The sequence below is a fragment of the Mesorhizobium sp. M1428 genome (assembly GCF_040317515.1).
Taxonomy (GTDB): Bacteria; Pseudomonadota; Alphaproteobacteria; order Rhizobiales; family Rhizobiaceae; genus Mesorhizobium.
The window spans coordinates 12,930-30,345 of the sequence record NZ_JAMYKT010000041.1; the positions used below are offsets into that span (position 1 = coordinate 12,930).

Annotated in this window: 18 protein-coding genes; 11 read left to right on the top strand and 7 right to left on the bottom strand. The window is 63.0% G+C overall.

The window, feature by feature from the left end:
- The first annotated feature begins 21 nt into the window (after window positions 1–21).
- The 6 genes from NKG60_RS30430 (at window position 22) to NKG60_RS30455 (ending at window position 4,817) form a co-directional block, all read left to right on the top strand.
- A complete protein-coding gene (locus tag NKG60_RS30430) occupies window positions 22–927 on the top strand; it encodes a carbohydrate ABC transporter permease (protein ID WP_254816733.1) in 906 nt (301 codons plus the stop codon).
- A 1-nt stretch (window position 928) separates the two neighbouring features.
- Entirely contained in the window at window positions 929–1,888 is a 960-nt protein-coding gene (locus NKG60_RS30435; protein ID WP_292661213.1) for a carbohydrate ABC transporter permease, read from the top strand.
- Window positions 1,885–2,106, top strand: a complete 222-nt coding sequence (locus tag NKG60_RS30440) for a hypothetical protein (protein ID WP_352864033.1) — start codon at window positions 1,885–1,887, stop codon at window positions 2,104–2,106. The genes NKG60_RS30435 and NKG60_RS30440 overlap by 4 nt, the downstream gene beginning before the upstream one ends.
- On the top strand, window positions 2,103–3,206 hold the full coding sequence (locus NKG60_RS30445; protein ID WP_352671019.1) for an ABC transporter ATP-binding protein: 1,104 nt from the start codon (window positions 2,103–2,105) through the stop codon (window positions 3,204–3,206). The genes NKG60_RS30440 and NKG60_RS30445 overlap by 4 nt, the downstream gene beginning before the upstream one ends.
- On the top strand, window positions 3,206–4,309 hold the full coding sequence (locus tag NKG60_RS30450) for an ABC transporter ATP-binding protein (protein WP_352671016.1): 1,104 nt from the start codon (window positions 3,206–3,208) through the stop codon (window positions 4,307–4,309). The genes NKG60_RS30445 and NKG60_RS30450 overlap by 1 nt, the downstream gene beginning before the upstream one ends.
- Before the next feature lie 226 nt (window positions 4,310–4,535).
- A complete protein-coding gene (locus tag NKG60_RS30455) occupies window positions 4,536–4,817 on the top strand; it encodes a hypothetical protein (RefSeq protein WP_352976464.1) in 282 nt (93 codons plus the stop codon).
- Window positions 4,818–4,942: 125 nt separating this feature from the next.
- On the opposite strand, the gene NKG60_RS30460 is transcribed toward NKG60_RS30455, so the two are convergent.
- Window positions 4,943–5,914 carry an AraC family transcriptional regulator gene (locus NKG60_RS30460; RefSeq protein ID WP_352671010.1) on the bottom strand — a complete coding sequence of 324 codons (972 nt, stop codon included), beginning with the start codon at window positions 5,912–5,914 and terminating at the stop codon, window positions 4,943–4,945.
- 91 nt (window positions 5,915–6,005) lie between these two features.
- Between NKG60_RS30460 and NKG60_RS30465 the strand changes: the two genes are divergently transcribed.
- Window positions 6,006–7,229 carry an MFS transporter gene (locus NKG60_RS30465; RefSeq protein WP_352671008.1) on the top strand — a complete coding sequence of 408 codons (1,224 nt, stop codon included), beginning with the start codon at window positions 6,006–6,008 and terminating at the stop codon, window positions 7,227–7,229.
- Here the strand turns inward: NKG60_RS30465 and NKG60_RS30470 are convergent.
- Window positions 7,226–7,573 carry a GFA family protein gene (locus NKG60_RS30470; protein WP_352976466.1) on the bottom strand — a complete coding sequence of 116 codons (348 nt, stop codon included), beginning with the start codon at window positions 7,571–7,573 and terminating at the stop codon, window positions 7,226–7,228. The genes NKG60_RS30465 and NKG60_RS30470 overlap by 4 nt on opposite strands.
- 120 nt (window positions 7,574–7,693) lie before the next feature.
- Here NKG60_RS30470 and NKG60_RS30475 point away from each other — a divergent pair, with 120 nt between their 5' ends.
- The gene (locus tag NKG60_RS30475; RefSeq protein ID WP_352671003.1) at window positions 7,694–8,989 is read left to right on the top strand and encodes an amidase; all 1,296 of its coding nucleotides are present in this window, start codon (window positions 7,694–7,696) and stop codon (window positions 8,987–8,989) included.
- 14 nt (window positions 8,990–9,003) lie between these two features.
- On the opposite strand, the gene NKG60_RS30480 is transcribed toward NKG60_RS30475, so the two are convergent.
- Genes NKG60_RS30480 through NKG60_RS30500 form a run of 5 tightly spaced genes read right to left on the bottom strand, consistent with a single transcriptional unit; the run spans window position 9,004 to window position 13,243 of the window.
- The gene (locus tag NKG60_RS30480) at window positions 9,004–9,387 is read right to left on the bottom strand and encodes a DUF6748 domain-containing protein (protein WP_352671000.1); all 384 of its coding nucleotides are present in this window, start codon (window positions 9,385–9,387) and stop codon (window positions 9,004–9,006) included.
- A 43-nt stretch (window positions 9,388–9,430) separates the two neighbouring features.
- Window positions 9,431–10,411 carry a hydroxyacid dehydrogenase gene (locus tag NKG60_RS30485; RefSeq protein WP_352670998.1) on the bottom strand — a complete coding sequence of 327 codons (981 nt, stop codon included), beginning with the start codon at window positions 10,409–10,411 and terminating at the stop codon, window positions 9,431–9,433.
- A gap of 1 nt (window position 10,412) precedes the next feature.
- On the bottom strand, window positions 10,413–11,129 hold the full coding sequence (locus tag NKG60_RS30490; RefSeq protein ID WP_292661187.1) for a FadR/GntR family transcriptional regulator: 717 nt from the start codon (window positions 11,127–11,129) through the stop codon (window positions 10,413–10,415).
- Window position 11,130: 1 nt separating this feature from the next.
- Window positions 11,131–12,300, bottom strand: a complete 1,170-nt coding sequence (locus NKG60_RS30495; protein WP_254816744.1) for a mandelate racemase/muconate lactonizing enzyme family protein — start codon at window positions 12,298–12,300, stop codon at window positions 11,131–11,133.
- Window positions 12,301–12,355: 55 nt separating this feature from the next.
- Window positions 12,356–13,243, bottom strand: coding sequence for a sugar phosphate isomerase/epimerase family protein (locus NKG60_RS30500; protein WP_023675190.1), 888 nt, complete (start codon window positions 13,241–13,243; stop codon window positions 12,356–12,358).
- A gap of 392 nt (window positions 13,244–13,635) precedes the next feature.
- On the opposite strand from NKG60_RS30500, the gene NKG60_RS30505 reads away from it, so the two are divergent.
- The 3 genes from NKG60_RS30505 to NKG60_RS30515 all read left to right on the top strand — a co-directional run bounded on the left by NKG60_RS30505 (window position 13,636) and on the right by NKG60_RS30515 (window position 17,108).
- Window positions 13,636–14,691: a sugar phosphate isomerase/epimerase family protein gene (locus NKG60_RS30505; protein ID WP_352670995.1), complete on the top strand. Its 1,056-nt coding sequence runs from the start codon at window positions 13,636–13,638 to the stop codon at window positions 14,689–14,691.
- 156 nt (window positions 14,692–14,847) lie between these two features.
- On the top strand, window positions 14,848–16,035 hold the full coding sequence (locus NKG60_RS30510; RefSeq protein ID WP_352670992.1) for a Gfo/Idh/MocA family protein: 1,188 nt from the start codon (window positions 14,848–14,850) through the stop codon (window positions 16,033–16,035).
- A 221-nt stretch (window positions 16,036–16,256) separates the two neighbouring features.
- Window positions 16,257–17,108: a sugar phosphate isomerase/epimerase family protein gene (locus tag NKG60_RS30515; protein WP_352670989.1), complete on the top strand. Its 852-nt coding sequence runs from the start codon at window positions 16,257–16,259 to the stop codon at window positions 17,106–17,108.
- The last annotated feature ends 308 nt before the right edge of the window (window positions 17,109–17,416 follow it).

The following is a 17,416-nucleotide window of genomic DNA, read 5'->3' on the forward strand; positions in this document are numbered from 1 at the left end:
TCTTGAACCGGGAGCAGGGTCTTGGCGACCACGATGATCACCACGCTGGACAGGTCCTCGCGGGCCGCCGCTCGCGGTCTAAGCGACATTTCGATCCGCAATCTCTTCATCATCCCGACGATCCTGTTTCTGATCGTCTTCAACATCTTCCCGCTGATCTATTCGCTGGGCTATTCGTTCACCGATTTCCGCGCCTCGACCAGCGCGGCGGCGAATTTCGTCGGGCTGCAAAACTATCGTGACCTGCTCAGCGATCCCTATGTCTGGTCCAACTTCGCCATCACCGCAAAATACGTCATCATCTCGGTCGCCGGCCAGCTGCTCGTCGGCTTCGGCGTGGCCATGCTGCTCAACCGCGACATTCCGCTCAAGGGCCTGCTGACGACGCTCCTGTTGTTGCCGATGATGCTGTCGATGGCCGTCGTCGGCCTGTTCTGGAAGCTGCTCTACGATCCGTCCTTCGGCATCATCAATTATGCGCTGGGCCTCGGCACCTTCGAATGGCTGTCAAATCCGAAAATGGCGCTCTATGCGGTCGCGCTGACCGACATCTGGATGTGGTCGCCCTTCGTCATGCTGTTGTCGCTGGCCGGCCTGTCGGCCGTGCCCAAGCATCTCTACGAGGCAGCCGCGATCGACAGGGCCGGGCCGTTCTACACCTTCTTCCGCATAACGCTGCCGCTGGTTGCGCCGATCCTGATGATCGCGGTCATCTTCCGCACCATGGAGGCGTTCAAGACCTTCGACCTCGCCTACATCCTGACCAGCCAGCCGACGGCCGAGCTGATCTCGATCCGGCTCTACAAGATGGCGTTTCAGGAATGGCAGACCGGGCGTTCCTGCGCGCTCGCCTACATCGTGCTGATCATGGTGCTGGCGATCACCAATATCTATGTCAAATACCTCAACAAGGTGAAGGAGCGCTGAGATGGCCGCAGTCCGCACTTCTTCCGAAATCACTTTCAACCGGGTCGCCATCGTCGCTGTCCTGCTGGTGACGATCATCTTCCTGGCGCCGATCTACTGGATCGCCTCGACGGCGTTCAAGCCGCGCAATCTCGCCACCACCATTCCGCCGACGGTGGTTTTCCAGCCGGAGATATCGCCCTTCGTCAAGTTGTTCACCAAGCGTTCGCAGCTGCGCAGCCCGCCGTCGCCGGAGGAGTACGCGGCTGCGCCGTGGTGGGAGCGCGTCGTCTTCAATGGCGGCGAAAAGATCGTGCGCGACGGCAAGGGCCAGGTGCAGTGGTCGGGCTATCCGAGCCGTTTCATGAACTCGCTGATCGTTGCCATAACCTCGACCGTCCTGGCCGTCGGCATGGGCACCTTCACCGCCTATGGGTTCTCGCGCTTCAAGGTAAAAGGCGAGGCGGACCTACTGTTCTTCATCTTGTCGACGCGCATGCTGCCGCCGGTGGTCGTCGCCATTCCGATGTTCCTGATGTACCGGGCAGTCGGCCTCAACGATTCCCATATCGGCCTGATCATCCTTTACACCGCCTTCAACCTGTCCTTCTCGGTGTGGCTGATGAAAGGCTTCATGGACGAGATCCCCAAGGAGTATGAGGAGGCGGCCCTCGTCGACGGCTATACGCGCATGGAGGCCTTCTTCAAGATCGTGCTGCCCGAGGCCGCCACCGGCATCGCCGCCACCGCCGTGTTCTGCTTCATCACGGCGTGGAACGAATATGCCTTCGCACTGATCATGACCAGCCGCCGTGCCCAGACAGCACCGCCCTTCATCCCCAGCCAGGTCGGTTCCGGCCTGCCGGACTGGACGGTGATCGCCGCAGGAACCTTCCTGTTCCTGCTGCCGGTGGCGATCTTCACCTTCCTGCTCCGCAACCATCTGCTGCGCGGCATGTCCTTCGGAGCAATCCGCAAATGAGCTTTCGCGCCATCAACCAGAAATATCTCGAACCGGGCAGCCAGGTGCTGATGGTGCTAGGTATCATCGCGCTCTGCCAGCCGTGGAACATGCTGCTGCACAGCTATGGCGTGACCATCATCCTGATCGGCCTGATCGGCTTCAACATCACCTCGAAGATCGCGCCGGAGGAGAAGGCCGGCACCGGGCAAGGGGCAAATCCGGGGGCACAGCATTGACCCAGATCGAGCTTCGCGGCGTCCAGAAATATTTCGGCGCCGTCCAGGTCATCAAGGACCTCAACCTGAAGATCGATGATAACGAGTTCATCGTGCTGCTCGGCCAGTCGGGCTGTGGCAAGACGACGACGCTCAGGGCGATTGCCGGGCTGGAGACGATCGACGGCGGCGACATCCTCATCGACGGCAAGCCGGTCCAGCACCTCAAGGCCGCCGACCGTGACATCGCCATGGTCTTTCAGTCGTTCTCGCTCTATCCGCATATGAGCGTCTACGAGAATATCGCCTTTCCGCTGAGGGCGACGCGCAAGAGCAAGGCCGAGATCGACAGCGAGGTGCGCTCGGTCGCCAAGACGCTGCAGATCAGCGATCTCCTGGCCAAGAAACCGTCGGCGCTGTCGGGCGGCGATATGCAGCGCGTGGCGATCGGCCGAGCCTTGGTGCGGCGGCCGAAGGCGATGCTGATGGACGAGCCGATCGGGGCACTCGATGCCAAGCTGCGCGAGGAGATGCGGGCCGAGATCAAGCGGCTGCACATCAAGCAGGGCTCGACCAGCATCTACGTCACCCACGACCAGATCGAGGCGATGAGCCTCGCCGACCGCATCGTCATCATGCATGAAGGCGTACTACAGCAGGTCGGCTCGCCGGACGAGGTCTATTCGCACCCGGCGAATCTTTTCGTCGCGCAGTTTGTCGGCAGCCCGGTGATGAACGTCGCCGACGCTTCCGTGACCGAGAAAGCCTCGTCCGCCTCGGTGACGGTCGGCGATGCGGCCGCCGGCTTCGAATTCCCGCGCGCCTTGCTGTCGAAGCTCAACGGTCATGCCGGCAACCAACTCGCGCTCGGCATCCGGCCGGAAGGCGTCCTCGTCCGCCGCGAAGCCGCCGAGGGATTCTTGCCGGTGGAGACGCAGATCGTCGAGCCGCTCGGGTCCTTCGACATCGTCGACCTCAAGGTCGGCTCCAAGATGCTGCGTGCGCGCACCAAGAGCGGCTTCATCGGCGGCCCCGGCGAAAGGGTCTTCGTCAGAATCGATCCCAGCCAGGCGCATTTCTTCGACACGGCGAGCGGCAAATCGCTGGGAGTGAGACTCTGATGGCCCACATCCAGCTCAAGAACATCTCGAAGAAGTTCGGCAACCACACCGCCTTGACCGGGCTTGATCTCGACATCGCCGATGGCGAGTTCTTCGTCCTGCTTGGCGAGACCGGCGCCGGCAAGACGACGACGCTGCGCATGATTGCCGGCCTGGAAAAACCGAGCGAAGGTCAGGTCTTCATCGATGGCGTCGATGTCGCCGACTGGGGCGCGGCCGAGCGCGACGTGGCGCTGGTGCTGCAGCAATATTCGCTCTACCCGCGCTATACGGTGCGCGAAAACCTCGAATTTCCGCTGAAGCCGAAGATCCGCCGGCTGCCCGATGCCGAGATCAAGGATCGTGTCGACCGCGCGGCCAGGACGCTGCGGATCGAGCATCTGCTCGACCGCAAGACCGACAGACTTTCAGGCGGCGAGATGCAGCGCGTCTCGATCGGTCGCGCCATCGTGCGCAAGCCGCGGGTATTCCTGATGGACGAGCCGTTGTCGGCGCTCGACGCCAAATTGCGCGAGGCGCTACGCACCGAATTGAAGAACCTGCAGATGCAGCTTGGCGCCACCTTCCTGTTCGTGACGCACGATCAGATCGAGGCGATGTCGATGGGTGACAAGGTCGGCGTGCTCAACCATGGCCGCATCGTCCAGACCGGCACGCCGTACGAGATCTACAACAATCCGCGCGACACCTACGTGGCGAGCTTCGTCGGCTCGCCGCCGATGAACCTCATCGACGGCAAGCTTGTCAACGGACGTGCGGTGATGGCGCCGCTCAACTTCGAATTGCCGTTTGCGGGGGGTGCCAAGACTTCGGGGGATGCCAAGACGGGCGCGGCGACCGACGGTCGCCCGCTCGTCTTCGGTATTCGTCCCGAGGACGTCTATCTCGAGACCGGCGCGCCGGTCGAGGCGCGGGTCCATGACGTCGAGAACCATGGCGTCGAGAAGATCCTGACGCTGCGGGTCGGCGACGCCATGCTGCGCGCCACCGTGCCGGCCAGGACCGACGTCCAGATAGAGCAGCCGGTGCGCTTTGCCTGGAACCCGGACAAGGTGGTGCTGTTCGACAAGGGCAGCGGAATAAGCCTGCGTCACGCCGGCTAAATACAAGCCTCTTTACTGAGCTAGAGCGGGATGCGAACCGTGCATCCCGCTCTATCTATCCGTTTTAGTCGGGCATTTGTGCGATGCCGTGTGATTCCGCTTGGCTGTCTCCCGTCATCCCCCGTACGGGGGATGCGGATGCTCCGATTTGTCGAATAGGCTGATCCTTTGGTCTCAAACGGGCTTTGCAGGCCCAATTTGGAGACCCAAATACGGAGGGTTGGCTATGGGAAATCTGTTACGCAGTTTTGCGACGATCCTGCTTGTCGCCGGTATGGGATTGTCGGCGGCGCATCTGGGCGAGGCGCAGGCAGCCAAGAGAGTTGTCGCCGGCGCGAAGGTCGACGCCAAGAAGATCAAGGACCTCAACGGCGCGGTCAATCTGTCCACCAGCGACTGCAAGCTGCTGTTGAGCGGCACCGTCGTCGAAGTCTCGGATGGCAGGTGCGGGGCCTCCGGCAAATATTGCAAGAGCAGCGCCGGCTCGGCCTGCATCACCGAGCAATAAGCCGGCCAACGTTTAGCCGGCCTAAAGCGCGTCGCGTTCGACCGGCCTCATGCAACGCGCTTTAGATTTTTGTTTTGATGCATGTCGTTACCGCAAAACCGCTGCACACTTTTGCGCGACATGCATTAGCGGATCTCCGCCTGTTCCTCGGCCCGGAAATGGCTGGGTGGCGATCCGATGACCCGTTTGAAGGCGCGGCTGAAGGAGGCGTCGGATTCGTAGCCGAGGCGAGCCGCGACGACGGAAATCTTGAGCCGGTCGCGGACCAGCCATTGCCTCGCCTGGTGCATCCGCACCTGCGTGACGTACTTTGCCGGTGTTTCGCCGACAATGGTTGCGAAGCGCTCGGCAAAACCTGATCGCGAGGCACCCATCATCTTCGCCAGAGCCTCCACCGTCCAGTCGCGGTTCGGTTCCAGATGGATCGCGGCCAGCACCCGGCCGATCTCGCGGTCCCTGACCGCCGCAATCCAACCGGAAGAGTCGCCGCAGCCGCGCTCGACCCATGAGCGGATGACGGTCGCGGCGAGCACATCGGCCAGCCGTGCCAGGATGCCACCGGAGCCGACGCGCTCCATCGTGACTTCGCGGGCCATCGCTTCCAGCAAATGCGGGATACCTGGCTCATAGGCTTCCAACTCATGCGCGCGCATCACGTCCGGCATCATGCCGAGCAAGGGGTGCAAGCCATCGAGATTGAAATACATGCTGCCGAAAAACAGCAAGGTCCCCGGACGGCAGCCGGGCACGCCGTCATTCGACATGCAATAGACACCCTTGCAGATTTCCTCGACCTCATAGCCGTGGATCGGCGCCGCCTCGATACCCGGCTCGCTCGCCAGCGTGTGGGCTGAGCCGCGCGGCAACAAGGCAGCGTCGCCCGCCTTGAGCTCGACCCAATCGCCGGTCGGCTGCAGCAACCAGCAGCCTTTGCGGCCGATGAAATGAAACCGTGCCGCCGCCTGAGCCGGAAAATGGATGCCCCAAGGTTCCTTCATCTCGCAACGGCCGTAATCGACGCCTTCCAGACGCAATCCGCGCAATATGTCCGTCAGCGGATCGCCGGTGATTGGAATTTTGGACGAACGGTCAAACATAATGGTGTTTCTAGCATGGAAACTCCAGCCAGTCACTCCTTATGTTGCATTGCAGCCAAATGCTGCGCTGCAACAGACCGGAGATTCTCTCATGACCGAACCCGCGACAGGCGTCATGGACGCCGTTCTCGATCCATCGCAAACCGGCGAACGATCCGAGCCCGCATGGGGGGCAGTGGTCTCCCTGGCGCTCGGAGTCTTTGGCCTGGTGACCGCGGAATTTCTGCCGGCCAGCCTGCTGACGCCGCTTGCGCAGGATCTCGGCATCACCGAAGGCGCCGCCGGGCAGGCGGTAACGGCCACCGCTGTCATTGGTGCGATAGCGGCGCCGACCATGGCCATTGTCACCAAGCGGCTGGACCGCAGGCTGGTCATGTGGGCGCTGACGGTGCTGCTTGTGCTGTCAAACCTGGTGGCCGCGTTTGCGTCGTCGCTTCCCGTTCTTCTGATCGCCCGCATCATGCTTGGCATTAGTCTCGGCGGCTTCTGGTCGATGTCGGCTGCCATGGCGATGCGGCTCGTTCCGATGCGGCTGATGCCGCGCGCCATGTCGATCATCCTCACCGGCGTTTCGGTGGCGACGGTCTGTGCAGCTCCAGTCGGCGCCTATGTCGGCGACATCTGGGGATGGCGGACGGCGTTCATGATCGCCGCCGTGGTCGGCGCGCTGGCCCTGCTGGTGCAGGTGGCTACCATTCCGAAGCTGCCGCCGGCAGGTACGGCAGGTTTTCGCACGCTGCTGGAGGTGATGAAGCGGCCGATGATCAGGGTGGCGCTGCTGGTGGTGCTGCTGGTCGCCTCGGGACACTTTGCCGGCTTCACCTATGTCCGCCCGTTTCTCGAGAAGGTTCCCGCGCTGGACATCGAGACGATCTCGCTTGTGCTGCTCGCCTACGGCATTGGTGGCTTCTTCGGCAATTTTGCCGGCGGCTTCATTGCCGAACGCAGCCTCAAGGCAGCCGTCAGCCTGGCGCCTCTGCTGATCGCGTTTTCGGCGCTCTTGCTGCTGGTGGTCGGAGGCTCACCCGTGGTTGCTGCAATAGCAGTGGCCAGCTGGGGCTTTGCCTTCGGCGCCGTCCCAGTCGGGCTGCAGACCTGGCTGGTGCGGGCCGCCCCCGATCAGGCGGAAAGCGCCGGCGGGCTGATGGTTATGACATTCCAGGTCGCCATCGCGTTGGGCGCCGTCTTCGGCGGCCTGCTGGTCGACAATGCCGGCGTTGCCAGCGCCTTCGCCTATTGCGCGGCGGCGACATTGCTTGCGGCACTGGCGGCGTTCTTCCTTGGCCCGAAGCCGGTCGACGATCCCAAGGCCTAAACGGAACGGCCGTCGAAGTCGAAGACCGGCACGGCGGTGACGTCCAACGCCTCGATGCAATGAATATTGATATAGGCACTTCGCCCGCTTCCTTCGCCGACATCCTCGGCGAAGGGGTGAATGCCGCAGCTGCGGCAGAAGCGGTGGGCGATGACATGGTTGCCGAAGCTGTAGCGGCCGAGATCATCGCCCCAGGCAAGCACCCGTAGGCTCTCATGCGGCACTGCCCATAGCAGTGCACCCTTGCGCGAGCAGATCGAGCAATTGCACCGTACGGCTCCGGTCAACTCGCCTTCGACCTCGAACGCGACCTTGCCGCAGTGGCAGCTGCCTTGGTAGAGCATCGGGCCTTCCTCCTTCGGTTCGACAGGTGCAAATCCGACCGTGCCGGGCTATGTCTCCTGCGGCCAGTTTCAGGCTGCTACCTTAAGACGTTGCAAGCGTGCGGAGTCCGACACCGAAAAATGCAATCAGCCCGCGATCACCTCGAAGCAATTCTTTCGCGTCTTGCCGCTCGCGTCGACGATGAAAGCGTTTTCGTAAAGCTCTACCCGGAAGCCGCACGGGCGGCGGCCGACGCCGCCGATGCGCGGCGAAAAGCCGGCGTCACGCTCGGGGCGCTCGATGGGGCGATCGTCTCGATCAAGGATCTGTTCGATGTCGCCGGCGAGCCGACCACGGCGGGCTCGCTGCTGCTCGTCAACGCAGCGCCGGCGCTGCGGGATGCCATTGTCGTGCGACGGCTGCGCCAGGCCGGTGCGATCATCCTCGGCAAGACCAACATGACCGAGTTCGCCTTCACTGCGATCGGCGTCAATCCACATTACGGTACGCCCGGCAATGCAAGTGATGCCAGCCGTATTCCGGGCGGCTCCTCCTCAGGCGCCGGCGTTTCGGTGGGCGAAGGCACCAGCCAAATCTCCATCGGTTCCGATACCGGTGGTTCGGTGCGCATTCCGGCATCGCTGAATGGCGTCGTCGGTTTCAAGCCGACCGCACGGCGCGTGCCGCTTGCGGGTGCGTTTCCGCTGTCGGCCACGCTGGACTCGATCGGTCCGCTGGCCCGCACCGTCGCCGAATGTGCGGCGGCCGATGCAGTGATGTCGGGCGAAAACCTGGCGGCACTGTTGCCGCTGCCGCTGGACGGCCTGCGCGTCGGTATTGCGCGCGGCGTGCTGTTCGATGATACGCAGGAAGAGGTCGCGACGACGTTCGACCGGTGTCTGCGTAAGATGGAGCTTAGCGGCGCACGGCTTGTGGAGCTGTCGATCGACGACCTGCTTGCGGATCTGCGCGCGGCAACCAAGCGCGCCTCGATCGCGGCGATGGAAGGGGCGGAGATCCATGCCGACTGGCTGGCGACCGGAGCGGCGACGCCGGTCGACCCGCGGGTAAGCGGACCATTGTCGCGCGCCGCCGCCATTCCGGCCACGGTCTATATCAGGGCAATGCGCTGCCGCACGGCGCTGGCCGCCGCAATGGATGACCGACTGGCGTCGGTCGACGTGCTGGCCCTGCCGACCACGCCGGTGACGGCGCCGACGATCGTCTCTATGACCGACGACGAGGCTCTGTGGAACAGGACGGAAGGCCTTCTGCTGCGCAACACGCAGGTCGCCAACCAGTTCGATCTGTCAGCCATCTCGCTGCCGATGCCGGGAATGACGCGCCCGGCCGGGCTGATGCTGGCGGCGCGCAATGGCCATGACCACCACCTGCTGCGCATCGCAACAGGGATCGAGGCGCTGCTTGCAAATTGATCCGATAGCGCGTGTCAACGCGACGAGCAGTGGCCGCGTTCGCTGTCCTTGGCGGCGCGTTCGATGCTGGTGGCAACCAGCCAAGGCAGGGTGTACCGCTTGCCGTTGAAGGTCCGGGTGCGGTTCTCGATCGATCCGACAACAACGACCTTGCCGGCATAGAGCTTGTCCGAAAGGTCGAGGGCCTTGTCTTGCTGCGGCAGGCGATCGATGTCGATTGAAACGCCTTTGATGAGCTTACCAGTAGCGAGGTCGAGTGCGCTGTTCGATGGACAGGGTGCCGCCACGCACCGTATGCCGTTGTCGCAGAACACGTAGCTGCCCTGTCCGTTGGCAAAGGCATGCGCCGTCGCCATGCAGAAGCCGGCTGTCAGCAGGAATTTTGTGACGTTTACCATGGCCGGCACCATCGCCGGCGAGTTCGGGAAAATTGAGGCGCTCTCAGAGATCGACAGGGAACCGCCGCCGGTAGTGCTCGACCACTTCGGGGTTGCGTAGATTGACCGGTAATCTGTTAGCCAGCACCAGCAAGGCTTCGCCAGCCGCGCCGACGCCCATGCGCATCATCGACTGCTCGGTGATCCCGGCCATGTGCGGGGTGACGATGATGTTGTCGAAGCCGAAATAAGGATGGTTGGGCGGCAGCGGTTGTGTTGCAAAAACATCGAGCGCAGCGCCGCCGATGCGGCCCTTCTGCAAGGCCTCGATCAGCGCGTCGTCATCGATCACCGGCCCGCGCGAAACATTGATCAGCAGCGCATCCGGCTTCATCCGGTCAATGCGCTCGCGGCTGATCAGCCCCCGTGTTTCGGGCGTCAGCGGGCAGCACAGAACGATGACGTCGCTCTGCTCGATGAGTGCATCGATCGACAGGAAGCCGACCCTGTCCGGCGCCGGCCGCATGCTGCGCGTCGTCGCCACCACATTCAGATCGAACCCATGGGCGGCGATGTGGCCAACAGCCTGACCGATCGCGCCGAGGCCGACAATGCCGATCGTCTTGCCCGCTAGCTCGCTGGCCACCACCGTGTGCTCGCGGCCCGCCAGCCAGCCCTTCGCACGCAAGTCGCGGTCCAACACACGAAAGCGCCTAAGCAGCGCCAGCGCCGCGAACATCACATATTCGGCGACGGATCGCGCGTTCACCCCCGGTACGTTCGCCACCAGCACGCCGGCCGCATTGGCCGCTTCCATCGGTACCATGTCGAGCCCGGCGCCGTGGCGGATCGCGGCCCTGAGCTTCTTCGCGCCTTCGAAAAGCGCCGCAGGCAAGGGAGCGCGGACGATGATGACATCGGCGTCCCTTGCCTCGGCGGCAAGCGTGGCCGCATCGAGGGCGGAAGCAACGACGAGTTCGCCGGCCCCCGTCAGCATGGAAGCGGCACGAGAGTGCAGTCGGTGTGTTGACAGGATCTTGGGCATTTCAGGCCTTTTCGAGCGCTGGGCTTTCCGGTTCAGCCCCACGCCCCTCGATCAGCCCTTTCCAGTAGCTTTCCGCGCCTTGCAGGTGGGCGCTCATCAGCGCCTGGGCGAGATTGCCATCGCGGCGCAGCAGCGCCTCGTAGATCTGGATATGCTCGGCATGGGAGCGCACGCTGCGTTCGGGATCGTTGAAATAGATCGGCAGGCGCAGCTCACCCATCATGTAGTAGACGCTGCAGATATTGTGGAAGACGCTGTTTTTGGTCGCCCGCACGATCTCGAGGTGGAACTCGCGGTCTTCCCGGGCAAGCCCTTCACCGGCGGCGATGCGATCCTCAGAGGCCTTCAGGATCTCGCGCAGCCGCTCGAAATTCTCCTCGGTGGCGCGTGAACAGGCAAGTTCGGCGGCCTTGATCTCGTGGATCTTGCGCAACTCGACCGTCTCGTAGATCTGGACGGGATCGAGCGGCAGGCCCGCGCGGGCGAACAGCGCCATCGCCTCGACGCTCGCCTGCTTCGTATCGATGTAGATGCCGGATTTCGCCCGTCGCTCGACGATGCGCATGGCCTCGAGAATGGCCAGCGCCTCGCGGATCTGGCCGCGGCTGACGCTGAAATGCTCTGCCAGTTCGCGCTCCGACGGCGTGCGGCCCGTCTCCTTGTCCGAATGGGAGAACAGATAGGCGGCGAGTTCCGCGAGAAGGTTCTTTTCTTTCATGTCAGCCGTGTTGCGCGTGCGCCTCCAGGAACCGCTCCGAAATGGTGAATCCCAGCCCGGGTCTATCAGGGATCGCTACCATACCGTCCTTTGCTTCGACAGTCTCTTCGATCAGATCGTGGATCATCGGGTTGGCGCCGAGCGAATATTCGACGGTGAAGCTCGCCGGCGAAGCAGCGCAGACATGCAGCCCGGCAAAGAAACAGGGCGCGCCGGCCCAAAGATGCGGCGCAAAGCGCAGATTGAAGGCGCTGGCGATGGTGCCGATCTTCATCGCCTCGCTGATGCCACCGCAAAAGGCCGGATCCGGCTGGAAGATATCGGCGGATTTGAGTACGGCGAGGTCGCGGAAGGCATAGCGCGTCGCCTCGCTTTCGCCGGTGGCGATCGGGATCGAGCCGCAGGCACGTACCTCGGCCATGCCGGGTTTGTCGTCGGCGATCACCGGCTCCTCGAACCAGGCGAGATCGAGGTCGCCGGCGAGATGGATGAAGCGCTTGGCTTCGGCCACCGTGTAGGTGCCGTGCGCGTCGACCATCAGGTCGATATCGGGACCGAGCGCCTGTCTTGCGGCGCGGACGCGAGCCGCCGAGATATGTGGGGCGCCGTCCATGGCGCCGACGCGCATCTTCAGCGCCTTGAAGCCGCCCTTGGCGATGTAGGACTGCAGCTGGTCGCCGATGGCTTCCGCAGTGGCCCAGCCCCCGGAAGCATAGGCCGGCATGCGGTCCAGCTTGCGGCCGCCGAGCAGCCGCCAGACCGGAACGCCGAGCGATTTGCCAAGAATGTCCCACAATGCGATGTCGACGGCGCTGATGGCGGCGATGCTCATGCCCCGTCGTGCCAATTGCGGCATGGCATGGCCGGCGCGAGCGGCGCTGTCGTGGCGCGTGCCATTATAGAGCATCTCCCAGATGACGCCGATGTCGGCCGGGTCGCGGCCGACCAGCTGCGGGCCGACCTCGTAGTTCAGCAAATGGACGAGAGCGCCGTAGCTGCCGGCGCTGCCGGCAGCATTCTTGCCTTCGCCCCAGCCGACCAGACCGTCGTCGGTTTCGATGCGCAGGATGGCGGCGTCGAATGTCGCCACCTGACCGAAGTCACTGCGATGCTGCTTCGCGACTTCGATCGGTATGCGAACCCACCAGGCTTGGACCGTCTTGATGCGCATGTTCATCCTCGGCCCGGCCGCGGTGAGGCGGAAGGGCTTTTTCCAAACGGCTCGGCTACTTGATCAGCGGCAGCAGCGTTTCCGCATTGATGCGCATCTGGTCGGTGTAGAATTTTTCCGTGAGCACGCTGGAGCCGTGGTCCTGAATGAATTTCAGCTGCTCCGGCGAGATGTCGACGGGGTTGCGTTCGACCATGTCGGGATAGGGGGCAGCCGGCGTGCGGTCGACGGGGGCGACGAATTCATTGGTCAGCGCGCCGTCATAGCCGATCTCCTTCAGCGTGCCGACGATCTTCGGCCAGTCGATCTGCCCGAGGCCGGCGGCGAAGCGGTTGTTGTCGGCGACATGGAAGTCGTACAGGCGCTTGCCGACCTGCCGGATGGCATCGTAGACGTTAAATTCTTCCATGTGGATGTGGTAGGCGTCGAGGCAGACGCCGCATTCGGGGCTGACCGCATCGGCCAGCGCCAGTGCCTGGGCGCCGCGGTTGAACAGATAAGTCTCGAAGCGGTTGAGCGGCTCGACCGCGATCTTGACGCCGACCTTCTTGGCGTGGGTGAAGCATTCCCGAGTGGCGTCGACCACCCATTTCCATTCCTCTTCCTCGGTGCCGTCGGGCACGACCTTGCCGACGGTGGCCGGAACCAGCGTGATGATCTCGCCGTCGAGCTCGCTGACCATGGTCAGCACGTCCTTGACATATTGCACCGAGCGCTCACGCTGGCCCTGATCCTTGGCGGCGAGATTGCGCTCGCCCAGCATCAGCGTCACCGCTCCCCAGCAGCGAATGCCGTACTCGTTCAACAGTGCGCGCGTCTCCTTGGGCTTGTACTGTTCGGGTTCGCCGGAGATCTCGATCGACTCGTAGCCGAATTTCTTGATGCGCTTGAGCGTCGTTTCCAGCGGCTCCGCCCGCATCCAATTGTGCGTCGAAAGATGCATGGTCTATCCTTCCCAGAATCGCCTGTACCAGTTCGCCTGCGGCGCACTCTGCCGAAGCGTGCCGCATGATTCCTCCCCAAGGCGTCCCAGCATTTTTGTCGAACTGGTTCGACCAATTGGGCCTGATGGGAGGTCTACAGTAATTTCATCTGGACGGCAAGAAGTGCTGCCACAAAGCGTTTGTTCCTAGCTAGACCATTGATTATGCTTAAACATGTGGCCCAACTCGGCATGGTTGCAGGACTGCGGCAGCGCGTCAAATGGCTTGACCAGATTTCGGCATTTGGTAATACCAGAATAGCGGCGCTGAGCGCGCTGTGCAAAGAGACCAAAGACGCTGGCCCTGTTTTCAATCGGCGCTATGCTTGGTCGTGAAACATAGGGAGATGCCGATGCCGACGACGATGAAGGGGCCTGGTCTGTTCCTGGCGCAATTTGCGGGCGACGCCGCGCCGTTCAATTCGCTGGCCTCGATCACCAAATGGGCGGCTGGTCTGGGCTACAAGGGCGTGCAGATCCCGACATGGGACGCTCGACTGTTCGATCTCGAGAAGGCAGCCTCCTCCAAGGCCTATTGCGACGAGGTGAAGGGCATCTGCGCCGATGCCGGCGTCGAAATCACCGAACTGTCGACGCATCTGCAGGGGCAACTGGTGGCGGTGCATCCCGCGTATGACGCGCAGTTCGACGGCTTTGCGCCGGCTGCGGTGCACAACAATCCAAAAGCCAGGCAACAATGGGCGGTCGAACAGATGAAGTTCGCCGCCAAGGCGTCGAAGAATCTCGGGCTCAGGGCGTCGGTGTCGTTTTGCGGCGCGCTGGCCTTCCCATACCTCTACCCCTGGCCGCAGCGGCCGGCGGGATTGATCGAGGAAGCATTTGCCGAACTCGGCAAGCGCTGGAAGCCGATCCTCGACGTCTATGACGAGAACGGCGTCGATGTCGGCTACGAAATCCATCCGGGCGAGGACGTGTTCGACGGCGCGACGTTCGAGATGTTCCTCGAGGCGGTCGGCGGCCACAAGCGCTGCAACATCAACTACGACCCGTCGCATTTCCTGCTGCAGCAGCTCGATTATCTCGAATTCATCGACATCTACCACGAGCGGATCAAGGCGTTCCACGTCAAGGATGCCGAATTCAATCCGACCGGGCGGCAAGGCGTCTATTCCGGCTACCAGAGCTGGACCAACCGTGCCGGGCGTTTCCGCTCGCTCGGCGACGGGCAGGTGGATTTCGGCGGCATCTTCTCCAAGCTCACCCAATACAATTACGATTCATGGGCGGTGCTGGAATGGGAATGCTGCCTCAAGCACCCGGAGGATGGTGCTGCCGAAGGCGCCCCCTTCATCCAGCACCACATCATCAGGGTGACGGAAAAAGCATTCGACGATTTCGCCGGCGGCACGACCGATAAAAAGGTGCTGCGCGGTATGATGGGGATCTAGCACAGATATCCCTCCCCCCGAGGGGAGGGTCGATCCGCGCAGCGGATCGGGGTGGGGTCGCTGGGCGTAGCGCTCGGAATGAAACGACCCCACCCGGCCCTGCGGGCCACCCTCCCTCAAGGGGGAGGGGTATCTCAGATAACGAGGGAGAAAATCATGGTTGGCGCATCGAAGACGGAAACGGGAGGCGGTCCGATCCGCTACGGCATGGTTGGCGGCGGACAAGGTGCCTTTATCGGCGCGGTGCACCGCATCGCGGCGCGCATGGATAACGAGTTCGTGCTAGTCGCCGGCGCCTTGTCGTCGAATCCGGAGCGTGCCAAGGCCTCGGCGGCCGAGCTTGGGCTCGATCCGGCACGCAGCTACGGCTCCTATGCCGAGATGGCCAAGGCAGAGGCCAAGCGGCCGGACGGCATCGAGGTGGTGGCCATCGTCACGCCGAACAATGTGCACGTGCCGGCCGCCAAGGCTTTTCTCGAGGCCGGCATCCACGTCATCTGCGACAAGCCGCTGGCGACGACGCTGGCCGAGGCAAAGAAGCTGGCGGCGCTGGTCGAAAAGACCGGCAAGGTGTTCGTGCTGACGCATAACTACACCGCCTATCCGATGGTGCGGCAGGCACGCGAGATGGTGGCCAAGGGGCAGCTCGGCGATATCCGCATCGTGCAGTCGGAATATCCGCAGGACTGGCTGACCGAAGACTTGGCCGCCACCGGCCAGAAGCAGGCTGCGTGGCGCTCAGACCCCAAGCAGGCGGGTGCGGGCGGTGCGCTGGGCGACATTGGCACGCACGCCTACAACCTTGCCCGTTTCGTCTCCGGGCTGGAGCTCGATTCGCTGTCGGCCGATCTCGACGCCTTCGTGCCGGGGAGGCTGCTCGACGACAACATCAATGTGCTGTTGCGCTTCAAGCCGGTCGGCGGATCGCACCCCGCCAAGGGCATGATCTGGGCAAGCCAGGTGGCACCCGGCCACGAGAACGGGCTGAAATTGCGCGTCTACGGCTCGAAGGGCGGGCTCGAATGGGTGCAGGCGGATCCGAACTATCTCTGGTACACGCCGTTCGGCCAGCCGAAGCAGTTGATTACCCGAAACGGCGCTGGCGCGCTTCCCGTCGCCGGGCGCGTCAGCCGCGTTCCGCCAGGGCATCCGGAAGGCTATCTCGAAGGTTTCGCCAACATCTATCAGGAAGCCGCCCGCGCCATTCGTGCGGCGCGCCGGAAGGGTGGCAGGCCGACCAAGGATGTCGTCTTCCCGACCGTGCAGGACGGCGTCGAGGGCATGGCCTTCATCGAGGCCTGCGTGAAGTCGTCGAAGAAGAATGGAGCGTGGACGAAACTTTAGTCGCTGCGTCCGGTTAACGTGAAGTCCCCCTCACCCGGACTGCCAGCCGCAGGGCAATTCGGGGCATTCGGACCTCTACCCGAGGGGAGAGGAGATCGCCAGCGTTGGCGTCCGCCTCTTCTCCCCAGCGGGGAGAAGGTGGCCGCGAAGCGGCCGGATGAGGGGGCTTGTGGCGAAGTCGCCGGAGGAGCAAGCCCGGCCGTCAAAGGGGAGGGGCGTCGATGAAAATCGGCATGTGCATGTTGTTGTGGACGACCAGTGTCTCGAAAAAACACGAGCCGTTGTTGAGGGACATCAAGGCGACCGGCTTCGACGGCGTCGAAATACCGGTCTTCTCCGGCACGCCGGACGACTACAGGAAACTCGGCGAGCTGCTCGATCGTATCGGCCTGGAACGCACCGCCGTTTCTGCCATGGGCGATCCGGCGATGAATTTGATCTCGGCCGACGCCTCGACGCGCAAGGTCGGTATCGACTACATGAAATCGGCGATCGACTGCGCTCAGGCGCTTGGCGCGAACACGTTGAGCGGCCCATTGCATTCGACACTCGGGGGCTTCTCCGGCAGCGGGCCGACGGCGGCCGAAAAAAAACGTTCGATCGCCTCGCAACGCGCCGTTGGCGACCATGCCGGCAACAAGGGTGTCACCATCGGGCTGGAAGCGCTCAACCGCTTCGAATGCTATCTGCTCAACACGATGGACGATTTGTCGGAGCATATCGACGCGATCGACCGGCCGCACATCAAGGCGATGTACGACACCTTCCACGCCAACATCGAAGAGGCCGACCCGATCGGCGCCTATACGCGCAACCGCAAGAACATCGTCCATATCCATATTTCGGAGAACGATCGCGGCGTGCCGGGCCGCGGCCACGTCCCCTGGAAGGAGACGTTCTCCGCCATCCGCAAGAGCGGCTATGACGATTGGCTGACGATCGAGGCGTTCGGCCGCTCGCTGAAGGATCTGGCCGCGGCCACCAAGGTGTGGCGCGACTTTTCCGAAGGCCCGGAAGCGGTTTATCGGGAGGGATATAAGCACATCAGGGATGGGTGGAAGGCGGCCGCGTAGGGGCTGCTAGGCAACAAGCTTGATGGGGAAGAAAAAAATCTGCGTCGGCAATCCTTCACACCCCCCTCTGTCCTGCCGGACATCTCCCCCGCAAGGGGGGAGATCGGCAGTTCCATCGACGGCATCTCCTTTTCGACCTTGGTGATTGGCGAAAGCCGAGATGACATCCGATCTCCCCCCTTGCGGGGGAGATGTCCGGCAGGACAGAGGGGGGTGCTGTCCCGCCGACCTCTCGCGAGATTTCGCCGCAGGGATGAGTCAGCCCTGGCTGGCCTGGATCCGGTTGTAGTCGTGGATCGTCCTGCTCA